This window comes from Kitasatospora sp. NPDC015121, assembly GCF_055562955.1.
The window spans coordinates 191,053-207,323 of sequence record NZ_JBVHEH010000016.1 but is presented as its reverse complement, the minus strand read 5'-3'; the positions used below and the strand labels follow the sequence as shown (position 1 = coordinate 207,323).

The window sequence follows — 16,271 nt, the reverse complement described above, 5'->3', positions numbered from 1 at the left end:
CGGCGCTCAGGTCCGCCGTCGGGCCGCCTTGCGGGCCTCGCGCTCCGCCCTGGCGGCCCGGCGGCGGTGCCAGACGGCGCTCTCCTGGTCGTGGGCGGCGCGCTTGAGGCCCTCGCCGGGGGCCTCGACCAGGCTGCGGGCGAAGTAGGCGGCCAGTGCCCCGGCGAAGCCGACCAGCCAGACGCCGGCCAGTGACTTCTCCTCGGCCATCCAGCCGCTCAGCGCGTCCCGGCCCTCGGTGAGGATCTTCCAGTTCCGCAGGCCCGCCAGCGCCGAGCAGACGGCGATGGCGAGCATCAGCAGGACCGAGAGCGGGGCGGCCTCGGAGAGCCGGACGCCGGAGACGCCCAGGCGCAGCGCGAGCGCCCCGGCGGCGGTGGCCGCGAGGGCACCGAGCGAGACCGCGACGCGGCGCAGCCAGTAGCCGGGGCCGCGCTCGACCCAGCTGGTGCCGAACCAGCGGATCGGCTGGGGGGCGGGGGCCCCGTCCGCGGTGCTGCTCGGGCTCGTCGCACGCGTGGTACTCACGGTCCGATTATCACCGCGACCGGGGGCCGCCCCGGGGAGCAACGCGCCTCAGCCGAGCTTGGAGACGTCCCGCACGGCGCCCTTGTCGGCGGAGGTGGCCATCGCCGCGTACGCCCGGAGCGCGGCCGAGACCTGGCGGTCGCGGTTCTTCGGGCGGTAGCCGCCCTCGGACTCCAGCGCGAGCCGGCGCTCGTGCAGCTCCTCGAAGGAGACGTCCAGGTTGATGGTGCGGGCCGGGATGTCGATGGTGATCCGGTCGCCGTCCTCGACCAGCGCGATGGCGCCGCCGGAGGCCGCCTCCGGGGAGACGTGGCCGATGGAGAGGCCGGAGGTGCCGCCGGAGAACCGGCCGTCGGTGATCAGCGCGCAGGCCTTGCCCAGGCCGCGGCCCTTCAGGAACGAGGTCGGGTAGAGCATCTCCTGCATGCCCGGGCCGCCCTTGGGCCCCTCGTAGCGGATGACCACCACGTCGCCCTCGGTGATCTGCTTGGTCAGGATCTTCTCGACCGCCTCGTCCTGGGACTCGCAGACCACGGCCTTGCCCTGGAAGCGCCAGATCGACTCGTCCACGCCGGCGGTCTTCACCACGCAGCCGTCCTCGGCGATGTTGCCGTACAGCACCGCGAGGCCGCCCTCGACCGAGTAGGCGTGCTCGATGCTGCGGATGCAGCCCCCGGCGGCGTCGGTGTCCAGGGTGTCCCAGCGCTCGGACTGGCTGAACGCCTCGGCGGAGCGGACGCAGCCGGGGGCGGCGTACCAGAGGTCGACGGCCTCGGCGGAGGCCGAGCCGCCGCGGACGTCCCAGGTCTTCATCCACTCGGCGAGCGAGTCGGAGTGGACGGTGTGCACGTCCTCGTGCAGCAGGCCGCCGCGGTACAGCTCGCCGAGGATGGCGGGGATGCCGCCGGCCCGGTGCACGTCCTCCATGTAGTACGAGCCGTTGGGGGCGACCTTGGACAGGCAGGGCACCTTGCGGGAGATGCTGTCGATCACCCGCATGTCGAAGTCGACCTCGGCCTCCTGGGCGGCGGCCAGCAGGTGCAGGATCGTGTTGGTGGAGCCGCCCATCGCGATGTCCAGCGCCATCGCGTTCTCGAACGCGGCGCGGGTGGCGATGTTGCGCGGCAGCACCGACTCGTCGTCGCCGCCGTAGTAGCGGTTGGTGATCTCGACGACGGTGCGGCCGGCCTGCTCGTACAGGGCGCGGCGGCCGGTGTGGGTGGCCAGCAGCGAGCCGTTGCCGGGCAGCGAGAGGCCGATCGCCTCGGTCAGACAGTTCATCGAGTTGGCGGTGAACATGCCGGAGCAGGAGCCGCAGGTCGGACAGGCGTTCTCCTCGATGATCGAGATGTCCGCGTCGGAGACGTTCTCGTTCACCGCCTGGGAGATCGCGTCGACCAGGTCCAGCTTGCGGACGGTGCCGTCGACCAGGGTGGCCTTGCCGGCCTCCATCGGGCCGCCGGAGACGAAGACCGTCGGGATGTTCAGGCGCAGGGCGGCCATCAGCATGCCAGGGGTGATCTTGTCGCAGTTGGAGATGCAGATCAGCGCGTCGGCGCAGTGCGCGTTGACCATGTACTCGACCGAGTCGGCGATCAGGTCGCGCGAGGGCAGCGAGTACAGCATGCCGTCGTGGCCCATCGCGATGCCGTCGTCGACCGCGATGGTGTTGAACTCGCGCGGGATGCCGCCCGCCTGCTTGATCGCCTCGGAGACGATCCGGCCGACCGGCTGCAGGTGGGTGTGGCCCGGGACGAACTCGGTGAAGGAGTTGGCGACCGCGATGATCGGCTTGCCGAAGTCCTCGCGGGCTACGCCCGCGGCGCGCAGAAGGGCGCGCGCGCCCGCCATGTTGCGACCCTGGGTGACCGTGTTGGACCTCAGCTGGGGCATCGTTGCCGCTCCTTCAGGAGACTCTCGGGGGCTGTCGAGCCTACGCCCGCACCGGCCGCCCCCGGACCCGGTGTCCGCGATGCGGTCAGTGCGGGCGTCCCCGGCGGACGCCGCGGGGCCGGCCCCGCGGCGTCCGCCGGGGCTGCGGCTACGGCTTCGGCAGGACGAAGACGTCCAGCAGGTACGGCTCGACCACCCACCCGTCCGGGAACTCGGCGAGCAGCGCCGCCCGCTCCGCCGCCAGCACCGGGGCCCGCTGCTCCGGCTCCAGCACCGCGACGTACGAGCGGGAGGTCAGGTCGTCGATCACCTGGTCCACCGTGATGCGCCGCTCCCAGCGCAGCCGGGCCGGGCGCACCTCCAGGCCCGAGGCCGTCAACGCCTCCGGCCGGGCGTTCCCCCCGCCGGTGTGGTGGTAGGTGGACAGGGCCGCCCGCAGCCGGTCCTGCTGGGCGGCCAGCCACGGGACCTCGTAGTCCTTGACGTTCCACCACACCGCGAGCGCGCCGCCCGGGCGCAGCACCCGCACCGCCTCCGGGATCGAGCGCTCCGGCTCGGTCCAGTGGAACGCCTGGGCGTACGTCACGAAGTCCGCCGAGGCGTCGTGGAACGGGAGGTCGTCGCCGGTGGCCTTCACCACCGGGATCCGCGGGCTGACCTCGCGCAGCACCGCCGCCATCCCCCCGCTCGGCTCGACCGCGACCACCCGGGCGCCGCGCCCGGCCAGCAGCCGGGTCGCGATGCCGGTGCCGGCGCCGACGTCCAGCACGTCGGCGCCGGCCAGCGGGCGGCCGGACAGCCGCTCCAGCTCGTCGAACAGCGCGTCCGGGTAGGACGGCCGGGCGGCCTGGTACTGCGCGGCCACCGGGCCGAAGGAGTAGGCGTGCGCCTTGGCGTCGTACATCGGTCGGTCCTCCTGGGTCACCGGTCAGGTCCAGTCGCGCGAGCTGAGCACCAGGTGGTGGCCGTCCGGGTCGCGGACGGTGACGCCGTGCTCGTCCCCGTACGGGGCGTGCGCGGCGACCCGGGTGCCGCCGGCCGCGACCGGCCGGTCCACCAGCTCCCGCTCGACGTGCCGGACGTGGGTGCCGGGGCCGATCACGCCAGCTCCGCCTTCCACACCGGGCTGTCCACGTAGTGGTTGTCGTAGCGCTCCGCCGACTCCCGGATCTCCGCCGGGTCGGCCTCGCCGCGCGCCACCCGGCCCAGCAGGCGCAGGTAGTCGAAGCGGCCCAGGCCCGGGGTGAAGGTGAACAGCACCTCGGCGGTGCGGCCCCGGGCGGCGGCGAAGGCGTGCGGGGTCCGCGGCGGCACCGCCAGGAAGTCGCCGCGCTCCAGCACCACCACGCGGTCGTCGACCAGCACCCGCAGCGCGCCGTCCAGCACGAAGAACAGCTCGCTGGCCCGGGTGTGGAAGTGCGCGGGGGCGCCGACCGCGCCCTCGGCGAAGGTGGAGCGGTAGGTGGTGTGCTCCGCGTTCTCCCCCAGCAGCGTCATCACGCTGCTCGGGTCCTCGCACGTCTCCGCCTCGTGGGCGCGCACCGGCTCGACCGGGAATCGGTTGATCATGCGGCCGACCCTAGGGGGAACTCGACCGCCGCGCACACGTTTTGTGGACGGACGGCTCCTCAGCGGCCGGGCCGCGGCGTCGCCAGGTGCAGCCGGGTGAAGGCCAGCGCCTCCGCGAGGTCCGCCTCGCGCTCCTCGGCGCCGCCCGACTTGCGGGTGTTCACCTCCAGCACCACGTGCCCGTCGAAGCCGGTCCGGGCCAGCCGCTCCAGCAGCTGCGCGCACGGCTGCTTCCCGCGCCCGGGGATCAGGTGCTCGTCCTTCCCCGACCCCGACCCGTCGGCCAGGTGCACGTGCGCCAGCCGGTCGCCCATCCGGTCCACCAGCTCGAACGCGTCCGTCCGGGACGTCGCCGCGTGCGACAGGTCGACGGTGAAGTGCCGGTACTCCTCGTCCGTGACGTCCCACCCCGGCGCGTACGCCAGCACCTCGCGGTCCCGGTAGCGCCACGGGTACATGTTCTCCACCGCGAACCGGACGTCCGTCTCCCCCGCCATCCGGTTCACCCCCGCCACGAAGTCCTTCGCGTACTGCCGCTGCCACCGGAACGGCGGGTGCACCACCACGGTGTCCGCCCCCAGCCGCTCGGCCGCCCGCCGGGCCCGCACCAGCTTCGTCCACGGGTCGGAGCTCCACACCCGCTGGGTGATCAGCAGGCACGGCGCGTGCACCGCGAGGATCGGCACCCCGTGCGCGTCGGAGAGCCGCCGCAGCGCGTCCACGTCCTGGCTCACCGGGTCGTTCCAGACCATCACCTCGACGCCGTCGTACCCCAGCCGGGCCGCCAGCTCGAACGCCGTCTCCGTGGTCGACGGGTACACCGACGCCGTCGACAGCGCCACCTTGGTGTCCGGGACGTGCAGCGCCGGGTGCGGCGGCGGCAGCGCCGGCCGCTCCAGCCCGCGCCGCGCAGCCCTGGCCGCCCGCGCCGCCTTCAGCGGCAGCGGGCCGCGCCTCGCCCTCCGCCCGTCCGCCGAATCAGCCACGCCCACCAGACTAAGTCAGAGCGCCGCGAAGCCGACCGCGCGGACGCCCGCCCCCGGCCCGCGACGTCCCTACGCCTCGATCGCGACCCGGCCCTCCTGGCCGTCCATCGTGTCCAGCCGCCGCAGGATGATGCCCTCGCGCAGGGCCCAGGGGCAGATGTCGAGCTCCTCCAGGCCGAAGAGGTCCATCGCGGCGTCGGCGACCAGCGCGCCGGCCAGCAGTTGTCGGGCGCGGCCCGGGGAGACGCCGGGGATCCGGGCGCGTTCGGCGGGGGTCGTCGCGGCGAGGCGGGGCAGCCAGGCGGAGAGGCCGGCCCGGGTCAGCCGGCGGGGGACGCGGACGCCCGCGCCCTCGGGGGCGGCGCCGGTCATCCGGGCGAGCTGCTTGAAGGTCTTCGAGGTGGCCACCGCGTGGTCCGGCGGGCCGAGCCGGGCGATGTCGCCGACCGTCCCGGCGATCTCGGCGCGGATGTGCCGCCGCAGCTCGCGCAGGTCGCCGGGGTCGGCGACCTCGCCGGGGAGGCGGGAGGTGAGCCGGCCGGCGCCGAGCGGGAGGGAGGTGGCGACGTCGGGCTGCTCGTCGATGCCGCAGGCGATCTCCAGCGAGCCGCCGCCGATGTCGAGGTTGAGCAGCCGGCCGGAGGACCAGCCGAACCAGCGGCGGACGGCCAGGAAGGTCAGCCGGGCCTCGTCCTGCCCGGACAGCACGGTGAGCGCGACGCCGGTCTCGTCCTCGACCCGGCGCAGCACCTCCTCGCCGTTGGCGGCCTCCCGGACGGCGGAGGTGGCGAACGGCAGCAGGTCGACGACGCCCTTGTCCTCGGCGACCCGGAGCGAGGAGGCGACCATCGAGACCAGGCGCTCGACGCCCACCTCGCTGATCGCCCCGTCCTCCTGCAGCAGCTCGGCGAGGCGCAGTTCGGCCTTGTGGGAGTAGGCGGGCAGCGGGGCCGCGCCGGGGTGGGCGTCCACCACGAGGAAGTGGACGGTGTTGGAGCCTACGTCGAGCACACCGAGTCGCATGACCGTCCAACCTAGCCCAACCCGGTGACCCGCCGGGATACGGACGGTGTCAGAGCATCCCGTCCCAGAGCTGCTCGACGATGACCGCCCACCAGCCCTCCGGGTCGCGCAGCGCCGTCCGGTCGAGCCCGGCCAGCGCCCACTGGAACCGGGCGACGGCCGGACCGGCCTGCTCGGGGGGCAGGTCGAGCAGGGCGGGGCGGTGCTCGGCGAGCAGGGCCAGGCAGCGGGTGAAGGCGGTCAGGTCGGCGTTGCAGTAGCGGGCCTCGCAGGTGTCCGGGTCGACGGCGCGGACCCTGCCCTGCGCGGTGTCGACGGTGAGCAGCGCCCAGCCGTCGGTGCCGATCAGGCGCTGGCCGAGCAGCGCGGCCCGGGCGGCGGCGGTGGCCCGGCGGCCGCGGCCGAGCGCGGCGAGGTGCTCGGTGAGGTCGGGCAGCGGCGGGGCGGCCTGTTCGGCGATGCCGTCGGCCTCCGGCAGGTGCAGGGCGAAGAAGCCGGGCACCTCGCGCGGCAGTCCGACCCGCTGCAGCGGGCGGGAGAACGCCTCGGGCAGGTCGGCGGCCAGCGTCTGGGCCTGCTCGAAGCGGTGCGTGCCGTCCTCGCCGAACAGCGCGGTCAGCCGCCGGCCGAGGCCGCTCTCGTCCTCGGGCTGGGCGGGCGGCACCGAGGTCGGCAGCGGCACCCGGTTGTAGCCGCCGCGGCCGCGGGCCACCAGGGCCCGGACGGCGGCCGCCCGGTGGTCGTGGCGCGGCCCGTACGGCTGCTCGAACTCCAGCCGGACGCCGGGCAGCCGCTCGGCGACGGCCTGCTCGGAGTAGCCGCCGGGGAGCATCGACAGCCGCAGGTCGGTGCGGAGCGAGACCAGCCGCTCGGCCGGGACGCCCTGCGCGGCGAGCTGCTCGCGGGCCAGCAGGGCGGGGTGCGGGCGGCCGTGCGCGGAGTGGACGGTGAGCGACCGCGGCTGGTCCTTGTCGTCCAGGTAGTGGAGGGTGGCCCGGGTGCCGGGGCCGGTGACCGGCGGGCGGGCCGGGTCGTGGCTGCCGGCGCCGAGCCGGTCCCGGTGCAGCTGCTCGACCACCGGGACCGGGACGGACGGGTAGACCACGAGTTCGCCGGTGGCCCGGTCGACCACGGCGCAGGCCGCGCCGATCTCCTCGGGGGCGCGGCGGGCGCCGGTGAGCGGGTCGGTGAGGAGCGGCGCGGGCTCCGGCCAGAGCACCCAGCCGAGGTCGAACTCGTGGCACCTGACAGGCCGCGCCCCCTCCTGCGGGAGGTCGCCGTTGACCCAGCGGTGGGCGGTGGCGAGGGCCTGCTCGCGGGTGATCATCGGCTGGTGCTCCCGGTGGTGGTGCGGTGGATGGTGAGCCGGGAACGCGGCGGTGCGGGCTCGGCGGCGGCCGGCCCGGTGTCCTCGGTGCCCCCGGCGGGCGCGTCGACCGGGGCGGCCTCCGGCTCGGGCTCGGGGGCCCGCGCCGGGACGGCGACGGTGGCGGGCAGCGGCGCGGTCAGGTCGATCGGCCGGTCGGCGGCGTCCACCGCGATCGCCCACAGACCGTGGTCGGCCGGGTAGAGCGGGGTGGGCGCGGCGTAGCCGGTCTGGTGGTCCAGGTAGCTGAGCACGCCCTCGTGGTTGACGGCGTTCCAGGTGTGCGAGCGGCCGAACGCGTCGACGGTGAGCAGCACCGCGCGGGTGCCGGTGCCGTGGGCGAGCAGGGCCTGGCCGAGCCGGCCGTGGGCGTCGGCGCCGTCGCCGAGGTCGAGGAAGCGGGTGCCGAGTTCGAGCTCGGCGCGGTCGCGGCCGCCGCGCTCGCCGGCCGGGCCGTCGGGCAGCCGGGGCGCGGCGCAGGTCGGGACGCCGCCGAGGGTGTCCACGGCGGACAGCGCCACGTCCACGCAGTTGTTGGCGCGCCCGCTCTGGGCGGGGCCGCCGCCGTTCAGGACCTCGATCCACTCGCCGACCATCGGGTCCGGCGCGGGCACCGGGGTGCGGCGCACCGCCTCGGCCTGGTGCGCCGGGTCGACCGGGCCGAGCCCGCCGGGCAGGCCGTACGGGCGGCTGTCGGCGAGGGTCCGCTCGCGCTCGCCGGCGGGCAGCGGGTCGAGCCGGCCGCCGCGCCGGCCGTTGGCGATCACCAGCCAGGCGGCGGACGCCTGCCCGGGGTGCACCGGCAGGCCCTGCTCGTCCGGGCCGGCCTGGCGCCGCAGGTCGCCCAGCGGCTCGTAGTGGCCGCGCACCGGGCCGCCGGGCGCGTGCTGGCCGATCCCGCCGCCGCCGACCGGCGCCACCGGGCCGGTCGCCACCGGGCGGCCCGCCACCGGCTGCTGGCCGACGCCGACCACCGCGGCCGCGCCGCCGGGGGTGCCGGCCGCACCGGGGGCGCCGACGCCGCCGCCGACCGGGCCCGCCACCGGTCCGGTCGCCGGACCGGCCGCACCGCCCGCACCGGGCGCGCCGGGGACGGGCGCCGCGCCGCCGGGCGCGGCCCCGACCGGGCCGCCCACCGGGCCCGCGCCGGCCACCGGGCCGCCCATCACCGGACCGCCGGTCGGGACGCCGCCGCCCACCGGGCCGGCCGCGCCGCCACCGACCGGGCCGAGCTGGAACGAGGAGCCGCCGGACGCGGCCGACCCGGTGGAGGACGACCACGGGTCCGGGGCATGATGCCCGCCGCCACCACCACCGCCGCCACCGCCGACCGACGACCAGATGTCGCCGCCGACCACCGGCGGGGCGCTCGGCGCGGGCGGCGCCGCCACCGAGTCGACGTGCACCGACAGCGGGCCGCGCACCGGCGGCCGGTAGTCGTCGACGTCCGGGTAGGAGCCGCCGCCACCGCCGCCACCGCCGGACGGCGTCTGGTAGGAGAGGTTGGACGCCCCGGTGTACCCGGAGCCGCCCGCGGAGGTGTGCGGGCCCCCGTACGAGGAGCCGGAGTTGGTCTGCGGGTAGCCGCCGCGGTGGCCGCCGCCGTCGGTCGGGGCGGGCTGCGGCCGGTCGCCGCCGAGCGCGCCCTGGGTGACCGCGTCCACCGGCGCGGCGACCGTGTCGACCAGGTCGGTCAGCGGGCCGCCCCGGCCGCCGGCCTGCGCGGTGCCGCCGTGCCCGTTGCCGTGGCCGCCGTGGCCGTTCTGGCCGCCGTCCTGGAACGGGCCGCCGCCGTGCTGCTGCCCGTCCGCCACCGGGAGCGGCTTCCCGTCGGGGCCGAGCAGGTCGAGCGGGCGGCCGTCCGCGCCGAACTGGACGATCTGCCCGTTCGGGCCGACCGCGCGGCCCGAGGCGTCGACCGTGACCGGCTGGCCGTCGGTGCCCGCCAGCAGGTGGCCCTTCGGGTCGGTGACCAGGGCGGCGACCGGCTGGCCGTCGAGCGTGGTCATCACCGGGTGGCCGTCGGTGCCCAGCGCGGGCTGGCCGTTGTGGCCGAGCGCGAGCATCAGGCCGGTGCCGATCAGCGCGCCGCCCAGGCCGACCAGCAGCGGCTTGCCGTTGCTGCCGAGCAGCGGCTTGCCGTCCTCGTCCATCGCCACGCCGCTGACCGGGGTGCCGTCCTCGGTCACCAACTGCTGGGTGCCGTCCGGGTTCTGGGTGACGGTCAGGCCGTCGACGCCCTTGACCCGCTGGCCGTCCGGGCCGACCAGCACCGGGTTGCCGTCGCGGTCGGTGCGGACCGTGCCGTCGGACTTCAGGTCGGCGTGCACCTGGGCGACCGAGGCCACCTCCACCGCGCCGGCCACCCCGGCCTTCGCCAGCGCGCCGGTGACCTGCCCGGAGCGGGCCGCCATCGAGGACTCGCGCCGCTCGCCGTGCAGGCCCCGGCCGTCGGCCTGGGCGATCCGCTCCAGCGCGACCAGCGGCGGCTCCTTGGCGAGCGACCTGGCCGCCTCGCCCATATCCCGGCCGAGCTGCTCCAGCAGCTGGCCGATCTTGGCCTTGGCGTGCTCGACCGCGACCAGCTCCTCGGCCTCGGCGGCGACCTCCTTCACCGCGCCGACGGCCGCGCCGACCGCGCCGGTCACCAGGCCGCCCAGGCCGGTGGTCATCCGCTGGCCGGCCTGCGCGATGTCCGCCTTGGCCTTCGCCTCGGCCGCGTCCGCCGCCCGGATCTTCTCGGTCAGCTCGGTGAGCACCGCGATGATCTCGGCCTTCGCCTGGTCGGCCGCCCCGGCCGCCTTGTCCAGCGCCGCGGCCACCAGCGCGGCGGCGGCCGCCGCGTCGTCCAGCCGGCCGCGCCCGCCGCCGCTGAACTGCCGCCAGTGGTCGGCGAACGCCTCCACCGCCGGGCCCTTGTTCTCCCCCGACACCCGCTGCGCGGACGCCGTGCCCCGGGCCACCAGGGCGTCCGCCTCCGAGCCGAACTCCCGCCACAGGCCGGCCGCCCGGCGCAGCCCGTCCTCGTCCGCCTGCGGCCACGCGTGGCCGGTCCGCGCCAGCGCGGGGGCTAGTTCCTCCGGCAGGTTCCTGGACACGTGCTCCCCCTTCGGGTGGTACGGCTCGGCGCGCACAGCCGCCCGCCGCGTGGTCTGACTCCGGTTCAGGCCCGACCGGTCGCGGTCGGCTGGTGGCCCGCGGGCGCGGTGAAGTCGGCGCTGATCTCCTGATCGGTGCGCTCGGTGCTGTCCGCCATCGTGTGCAGCCCCCGCCCGACCCGGCCCAGCCGCTCCGACAGCCCCTGCAACCCGGCCAGCACGCCCTCCCGGGCCTCGCCGTACGCCGTGCCGAACGGCTGCCCCGGCTCGTCCGGGCCCCACGGCGCGCCCAGCGCCGCCAGCCCGCTCTCCAACTGCTTCGCCGCACTTCCGAACTCGTCCGAGATCTTCTCGAACTCCCGTCCCTCGCCGTGGAGTTCCCACGACCGGATGACGACCTCGTCGCCCATCTGCACTCCCCCGTGCAAGGGCGCTCGCGCGCCCGACCTACCGGCTGGGCCATCCTAGGACCACACCCCCGCCGACACCGACCGGCCTGCGACCGTTTTCACAGCCGTTTCACCTTCGTCCGCCCCGCGAAACGCACCGAACCACCCCCAAACCGCACGAACCACCGGCAAAGCCGCGCCGCCGCACCTCCGGACCGCCCCGCCCAGGGCCTACCCTTACCGGGTGGCAGCAGCTGACAGCACCAAGAGCAAGAAGACCAAGAAGCCCGCCAAGGCCCCGAAGGCCAAGGGCCCCGTCGTCGACCTGGCGATGCCCACCGTCCGCGAGGTCGCGCTCGACTTCCCGCGCGCCTGGGTCGAGTTCACCGACCCCGCCGACGAGGACCAGGTGTTCCGCTGCGACCTCACCTGGCTCACCTCCCGCTGGGGCTGCATCTTCGGCAAGGGCTGCCACGGCATCCAGCCCGGCCGCGGCGCCTCCGACGGCTGCTGCACGCTCGGCGCCCACTACTCCGACGAGGACGACGAGCAGCGCGTCGCCGAGCACGCCGCCCGGCTCACCCCCGACATCTGGGAGCACCACGCCGAGGGCACCGACGCCGAGGGCCGGATCCGCCGCGACGGCGGCATCACCATGTTCGACGAGGACGGCGACCGGCAGACCCGCCGCGTCGGCGGCGCCTGCCTCTTCCTCAACGGCCCCGGCTTCCCCGGCGGCGCCGGCTGCGCCCTGCACGTCCTCGCCCTGCGCGAGGGCCTGGAGCCGCTGCAGACCAAGCCCGACGTCTGCTGGCAGCTCCCGGTCCGCCGCACCTACGACTGGATCGACCGCCCCGACGACACCCGCTACCTCCAGGTCTCCATCGGCGAGTACGACCGCCGGGGCTGGGGCCCGGGCGGCCACGACCTGCACTGGTGGTGCACCGGCTCCCCCGAGGCCCACAACGCCCCGGACCCGGTGTACGTCTCCTACCGCCCCGAACTCACCGAGCTCATGGGCCCCGCCGCGTACGACCAGCTGGTCGCCCTCTGCGAGGCCCACGACACCCGGCTCGCCCCGCACCCGGCCGACCGGTAGGCCCCCGGCCGACCGGTAGGCCCCCGGCCGCGACGCCTACTTGTCGATGTCCCCGACCACGAAGAACATCGACCCCAGGATCGCCACCATGTCCGCCACCAGCGTCCCCGGCAGCAGCTCGGTCAGGGCCTGGACGTTGTTGAAGGACGCCGAGCGCAGCTTGAGCCGCCACGGCGTCTTCTCGCCGCGCGACACCAGGTAGTACCCGTTCACCCCGAGCGGGTTCTCCGTCCAGGCGTACGTCTCGCCCTCGGGCGCCTTGAGCACCTTGGGCAGCCGCAGGTTGACCGGCCCGGCGGGCAGCCCGGCCAGCCGGTCGAGGCACGCGTCGGCGAGGTCGAGCGCGTTGGCGGTCTGCTCCAGCAGGCACTCGAACCGGGCCAGGCAGTCGCCCTCCTCGCGGACCGACACCTTCAGGACGTCCCGCAGCTCCCCGTACGCGAGGTAGGGCTCGTCGCGGCGCAGGTCGAAGTCGACGCCGCTGGCCCGGGCGATCGGCCCGCTGACGCCGTACGCGTGGACGTGCTCGCGGGAGAGCACGCCGACGCCCGCGGTGCGGCCGCGGAAGATCTCGTTGCCGAGCACCAGGTCCTCGAAGACCGGCAGCTGCCCGCGCACCACGCCGACCGCGCGGCGGACCCGGCCCGGCCAGCCGGCCGGCAGGTCCTCCTTGAGGCCGCCGACCCGGTTGAACATGTAGTGCATCCGGCCGCCGGAGGCCTCCTCCAGGACGTGCTGGAGCTCCTCGCGGCCGTTGAAGGAGTGGAAGATCGGCGTGATGCCGCCCAGCTCCAGCGGGTAGGAGCCGAGGAACATCAGGTGGTTGAGGACCCGGTTCAGCTCGGCCAGCAGGGTGCGCAGCCAGACCGCCCGCTCGGGCACCTCCATGCCGAGCATCCGCTCGACGGCCAGCACCACGCCCAGCTCGTTGGCGAACGCGGACAGCCAGTCGTGCCGGTTGGCCAGCATGACGATCTGCCGGTAGTCGCGGGCCTCGAAGAGCTTCTCCGCGCCCCGGTGCATGTAGCCGATCACCGGCTCGGCGCTGGTGATCCGCTCGCCGTCGAGGACCAGCCTCAGGCGCAGCACGCCGTGCGTGGACGGGTGCTGGGGGCCGATGTTGAGCACCATGTCGGTGCTGCCGGGGTCGCCGGGGAGCGTCTGCGCGCCCGGGCCGATGCCGACCGTGGTCTCCGTCATGGCCGTCGCCTCCTTCTACGAGGGGAGAGTCTGCCATCCCGGCAGGCCCGCGAGGTCGTCCGGTACCGGCATCCGGACGGCCTGGACCAGCCAGTGGAACGCGCCCAGCCCGGCCGGGTCGGTGAGCTCGGCGGCCTCGCCCGCGCCGGACAGCGCCCGCAGGTACGCCGCCGGGTCGGCGGAGGCCAGCGCGAGCGGCGGCCGGGCGCCGCTGACGCCGAGCGCGCGCAGCGCCGCGCGCTGGGTGGTGAGCAGCGCCGGGTGCGCCGGCACCGCGGCCGCGGCCGCGTCGAGCGCGACGTGCGCGGTCAGGTCGGTCGAGCCGTCGGGGACGGGCGCGCACGCGCGGCCGTCCCGGAACCCGGTCAGGGTGCCGAACGGCGGCCGGGCGCCGGCCGTGTGCGCGTAGTCGGCGGCCACCGCGAGGCCGCCCGCCAGCGCGCCGACGGCGGCCGCCCAGGCGGCGTCCCGCGGCCCGCCCAGCTCGACCCGCTCGCCGTCCGGCCACCAGCGCCGGGCCCAGGCCGCGTCCGCCGGGTCCACCGGCCCGCCGGGCCGCTCGGTCCCGTCCGGCGCGACCTCGACGTACCGCAGCCCGCCGTCCGGGCCGCGCTCGGCGACGTCCAGCGGGACGTTGTCCAGCCACTCGTTGGCGAACAGCAGGCCCCGGACGCCGGCCGGCACCCCGGGCCGCCAGTCGACGTCGGCGGGCAGGCCGGCCGGGCGGTCGGCCAGCTCGACGGCGTACAGGTCCACCCGGTCGCGCAGGTCGGCGGGCAGCAGCCCGCGCACCGCCAGGGTGAGTTCGCCGCGCCCGGCGCCGACGTCGACGAAGGCCAGCCGCTCCGGGCGGCCGAGCGCCGCGTCGACCCCCGCCAGCAGGCGGGCGACCGCCCCGGCGAACAGCGCGGAGGCGTGCACGGAGGTGCGGAAGTGCCCGGCGGGGCCCTGCGGCCCGCGGTAGAAGCCGCCGTCCGGCCGGTACAGGGCGTGTTCGATCGCGGGCCGCCACCGCATCCATGTCATGGCGGACGACGTTACCGGGCGTCCCGGTCTCCACCCTGGGGAGTAGCCCCGGATCGGCCTCGCGGCGGAGCGGAACGCCCCTTCCGACTCCCTAGGCTTGGAGGCGTGCATCGACTCAACGCCTGGCTCCGCCGACATCCCGTGGTCGTCGACTCGGGCTGGGCGCTGCTGGTCCTGATGCTCGGCGTGCTCTCCGCCGTCGAGTCGACCGGCATGCCGGACTACCCGATGGCGCCCTGGCGGCACTACACCGGCGTCGCGGTCGCGTTCGTGCTGCCCGCCCTGATGGTGGTGCGCCGCCGCTGGCCGGACGCCACCACGGCCGCCGCCGTGGCCGTCGGCCTCGCCCAGGTGGCGCTGCGCGTCGACCCCGGCGCCTCCAGCATCGCCTTCCTGGTCTTCGCCTACACCGGCGCCGCGTTCGGCCACGCCTGGACGTCCCGGCTGGCGCTGGCGGCGAGCCTGACGGCCGGCCCGCTGACGCTGTGGCGGCTGACGCCCCCCGACCAGCGCGGGGACGGCTACAAGGCGGTGTTCCTGGCCGCCCTGATGACCACCCCGTTCGTGCTCTGCTGGGCCTGGGGCCGGCTGACCCGGGTCCGCCGCGCCTACCTGGTCGAGCTGGAGGACCGGGCCGCCCGGCTGGAGCGCGAGCGCGACGCCCAGGCCCAGGTCGCGGTGGCCGCCGAGCGCGCCCGGATCGCCCGCGAGCTGCACGACGTGGTCGCGCACAACGTCTCGGTGATGATCGTCCAGGCCGACGGCGCCGCCTACGTGCTGGACTCCTCTCCGCAGCAGGCCAAGGAGGCGCTGGGCACCATCGCCTCCACCGGCCGCCAGGCGCTCGCCGAGATGCGCCGCCTGCTGGGCGTGCTGCGCACCGCCGACACGGCCGGCGAGTACGTGCCGCAGCCCGGCGTCGAGGAGCTGCCCGAACTGCTGGAGCAGGTCCGCACGGCCGGCCTGCAGGTCGAGTACGCCGCCACCGGCGAGGTCCGCGAACTGCCGCGCGGCCTGGAGCTCACGGTCTACCGGATCGTCCAGGAGGCGCTCACCAACGTCCGCAAGCACGGCGGCCCGAACGCCCGGGCCAGGGTCTCCGTCGACTTCCGCGACGGCGACCTGGAGGTCCTGGTCGAGGACGACGGCCGCGGCTCCACCCACGAACAGCTCACCGGCGGGGCCGACGGCCTCGGCCACGGCCTGATCGGCATGCGCGAACGCGTCGGCATGGTCAGCGGCAGCCTCGACGTCGGGCCCCGGCCCGGCGGCGGCTTCCGGATCAGGGCCGTCCTCCCGCTCCCAGCCTCCCGCTGACCCCGCCCGCCCCGACGAAGGAGACCCGACCGAATGCCGATCCGCGTGATGCTGGTCGACGACCAGGAACTGCTGCGCACCGGGTTCCGGATGGTCCTGCAGTCGCAGGGCGACATCGAGATCGCCGCCGAGGCGGGCGACGGCCAGCAGGCCGTCGAGGTGCTGCGCACCGCGGACGTCGACGTGATCCTGATGGACGTCCGGATGCCGAGGATGGACGGCGTCCAGGCCACCCGCCGGATCTGCCTGGACGAGCACGGCAACCCGGTGGAGAACGCCCCCCGGGTGCTCATCCTCACCACCTTCGACCTGGACGAGTACGCCTTCGCCGCGCTCAAGGCCGGCGCGTCCGGCTTCCTGCTCAAGGACGTCCCGCCGACCGAGCTGGTCGCCGCGATCCGCTCCGTGCACGGCGGCGACGCGGTGGTCGCGCCCACCACCACCCGCCGCATGATCGACCGCTTCGCCGAGGTGCTGCCCACCCCCGCCGGCACCCCCGGCTCCCCCGTCCTCGGCCCGCTCACCGAGCGGGAGCGCGAGGTCTTCCTGCTCGTCGCCCAGGGCCTCTCCAACGGCGAGATCGCCGCCCGCCTGGTCCTCTCCGAGGCCACCGTGAAGACCCACGTCGGCCGCATCCTCGCCAAGCTCGGCCTGCGCGACCGCGTCCAGGCCGTCGTCCTCGCCTACGAGAACGGCCTCGTCCGGGCCGGCGAGACCCCCTGACGGGGGCGGGCCCCGCCCGCGGCCCCTTCCCCCGGCCCCCTTCCCCCCGACCCG

General features: G+C 75.9%; 15 protein-coding genes. 3 read left to right on the top strand and 12 right to left on the bottom strand.

Annotated elements, in window-relative coordinates; translation table 11 throughout:
• Positions 1–6: 6 nt before the first annotated feature.
• The 10 genes from ACZ3J7_RS25090 to ACZ3J7_RS25045 form a co-directional block, all read right to left on the bottom strand.
• On the bottom strand, positions 7–528 hold the full coding sequence (locus tag ACZ3J7_RS25090) for a hypothetical protein (RefSeq protein ID WP_465624911.1): 522 nt from the start codon (positions 526–528) through the stop codon (positions 7–9).
• A 48-nt stretch (positions 529–576) separates the two neighbouring features.
• Positions 577–2,421 (bottom strand): dihydroxy-acid dehydratase, encoded by a 1,845-nt coding sequence (ilvD, locus tag ACZ3J7_RS25085; protein ID WP_465624909.1) that lies wholly within the window; start codon positions 2,419–2,421, stop codon positions 577–579.
• 148 nt (positions 2,422–2,569) lie between these two features.
• Entirely contained in the window at positions 2,570–3,325 is a 756-nt protein-coding gene (locus ACZ3J7_RS25080; RefSeq protein ID WP_465624907.1) for a class I SAM-dependent methyltransferase, read from the bottom strand.
• Positions 3,326–3,349: 24 nt separating this feature from the next.
• Entirely contained in the window at positions 3,350–3,523 is a 174-nt protein-coding gene (locus ACZ3J7_RS25075) for a hypothetical protein (RefSeq protein WP_465624905.1), read from the bottom strand.
• Positions 3,520–3,990 carry a cupin domain-containing protein gene (locus ACZ3J7_RS25070; protein WP_465624903.1) on the bottom strand — a complete coding sequence of 157 codons (471 nt, stop codon included), beginning with the start codon at positions 3,988–3,990 and terminating at the stop codon, positions 3,520–3,522. Before ACZ3J7_RS25070 ends, ACZ3J7_RS25075 begins: the two co-directional genes overlap by 4 nt.
• Before the next feature lie 59 nt (positions 3,991–4,049).
• Positions 4,050–4,874, bottom strand: coding sequence for a sugar phosphate isomerase/epimerase family protein (locus ACZ3J7_RS25065; protein WP_465624949.1), 825 nt, complete (start codon positions 4,872–4,874; stop codon positions 4,050–4,052).
• A gap of 171 nt (positions 4,875–5,045) precedes the next feature.
• A complete protein-coding gene (locus ACZ3J7_RS25060) occupies positions 5,046–5,999 on the bottom strand; it encodes a Ppx/GppA family phosphatase (protein WP_465624901.1) in 954 nt (317 codons plus the stop codon).
• A gap of 49 nt (positions 6,000–6,048) precedes the next feature.
• Complete coding sequence (locus tag ACZ3J7_RS25055; protein ID WP_465624899.1) at positions 6,049–7,326, bottom strand: SUKH-4 family immunity protein; 1,278 nt, start codon at positions 7,324–7,326, stop codon at positions 6,049–6,051.
• Positions 7,323–10,463, bottom strand: coding sequence for a toxin glutamine deamidase domain-containing protein (locus ACZ3J7_RS25050; RefSeq protein ID WP_465624897.1), 3,141 nt, complete (start codon positions 10,461–10,463; stop codon positions 7,323–7,325). The genes ACZ3J7_RS25055 and ACZ3J7_RS25050 overlap by 4 nt, the downstream gene beginning before the upstream one ends.
• A 65-nt stretch (positions 10,464–10,528) precedes the next feature.
• Entirely contained in the window at positions 10,529–10,873 is a 345-nt protein-coding gene (locus ACZ3J7_RS25045) for a WXG100 family type VII secretion target (protein ID WP_465624895.1), read from the bottom strand.
• 223 nt (positions 10,874–11,096) lie between these two features.
• Between ACZ3J7_RS25045 and ACZ3J7_RS25040 the strand changes: the two genes are divergently transcribed.
• Complete coding sequence (locus ACZ3J7_RS25040) at positions 11,097–11,951, top strand: DUF3109 family protein (protein WP_465624894.1); 855 nt, start codon at positions 11,097–11,099, stop codon at positions 11,949–11,951.
• Between the two features lie 36 nt (positions 11,952–11,987).
• Here ACZ3J7_RS25040 and ACZ3J7_RS25035 read toward each other — a convergent pair whose 3' ends face one another.
• Entirely contained in the window at positions 11,988–13,151 is a 1,164-nt protein-coding gene (locus ACZ3J7_RS25035) for an NADH-quinone oxidoreductase subunit D (protein ID WP_465624892.1), read from the bottom strand.
• 15 nt (positions 13,152–13,166) lie between these two features.
• On the bottom strand, positions 13,167–14,177 hold the full coding sequence (locus ACZ3J7_RS25030; protein ID WP_465624891.1) for an SAM-dependent methyltransferase: 1,011 nt from the start codon (positions 14,175–14,177) through the stop codon (positions 13,167–13,169).
• Positions 14,178–14,282: 105 nt separating this feature from the next.
• Between ACZ3J7_RS25030 and ACZ3J7_RS25025 the strand changes: the two genes are divergently transcribed.
• A complete protein-coding gene (locus ACZ3J7_RS25025) occupies positions 14,283–15,494 on the top strand; it encodes a sensor histidine kinase (protein ID WP_465624889.1) in 1,212 nt (403 codons plus the stop codon).
• A gap of 33 nt (positions 15,495–15,527) precedes the next feature.
• Positions 15,528–16,217, top strand: coding sequence for a response regulator (locus ACZ3J7_RS25020; protein ID WP_465624887.1), 690 nt, complete (start codon positions 15,528–15,530; stop codon positions 16,215–16,217).
• Positions 16,218–16,271: the final 54 nt, after the last annotated feature.

What these genes read in the sequence shown, in the direction of transcription:
- ilvD (WP_465624909.1), bottom strand. Translation starts at nt 2,421, where the DNA reads ATGCCCCAGCTGAGGTCCAACACGGTCACCCAGGGTCGCAACATGGCG.
- ACZ3J7_RS25080 (WP_465624907.1), bottom strand. Translation starts at nt 3,325, where the DNA reads ATGTACGACGCCAAGGCGCACGCCTACTCCTTCGGCCCGGTGGCCGCG.
- ACZ3J7_RS25070 (WP_465624903.1), bottom strand. Translation starts at nt 3,990, where the DNA reads ATGATCAACCGATTCCCGGTCGAGCCGGTGCGCGCCCACGAGGCGGAG.
- ACZ3J7_RS25060 (WP_465624901.1), bottom strand. Translation starts at nt 5,999, where the DNA reads ATGCGACTCGGTGTGCTCGACGTAGGCTCCAACACCGTCCACTTCCTC.
- ACZ3J7_RS25055 (WP_465624899.1), bottom strand. Translation starts at nt 7,326, where the DNA reads ATGATCACCCGCGAGCAGGCCCTCGCCACCGCCCACCGCTGGGTCAAC.
- ACZ3J7_RS25045 (WP_465624895.1), bottom strand. Translation starts at nt 10,873, where the DNA reads ATGGGCGACGAGGTCGTCATCCGGTCGTGGGAACTCCACGGCGAGGGA.
- ACZ3J7_RS25035 (WP_465624892.1), bottom strand. Translation starts at nt 13,151, where the DNA reads ATGACGGAGACCACGGTCGGCATCGGCCCGGGCGCGCAGACGCTCCCC.
- ACZ3J7_RS25030 (WP_465624891.1), bottom strand. Translation starts at nt 14,177, where the DNA reads ATGACATGGATGCGGTGGCGGCCCGCGATCGAACACGCCCTGTACCGG.
- ACZ3J7_RS25020 (WP_465624887.1), top strand. Translation starts at nt 15,528, where the DNA reads ATGCCGATCCGCGTGATGCTGGTCGACGACCAGGAACTGCTGCGCACC.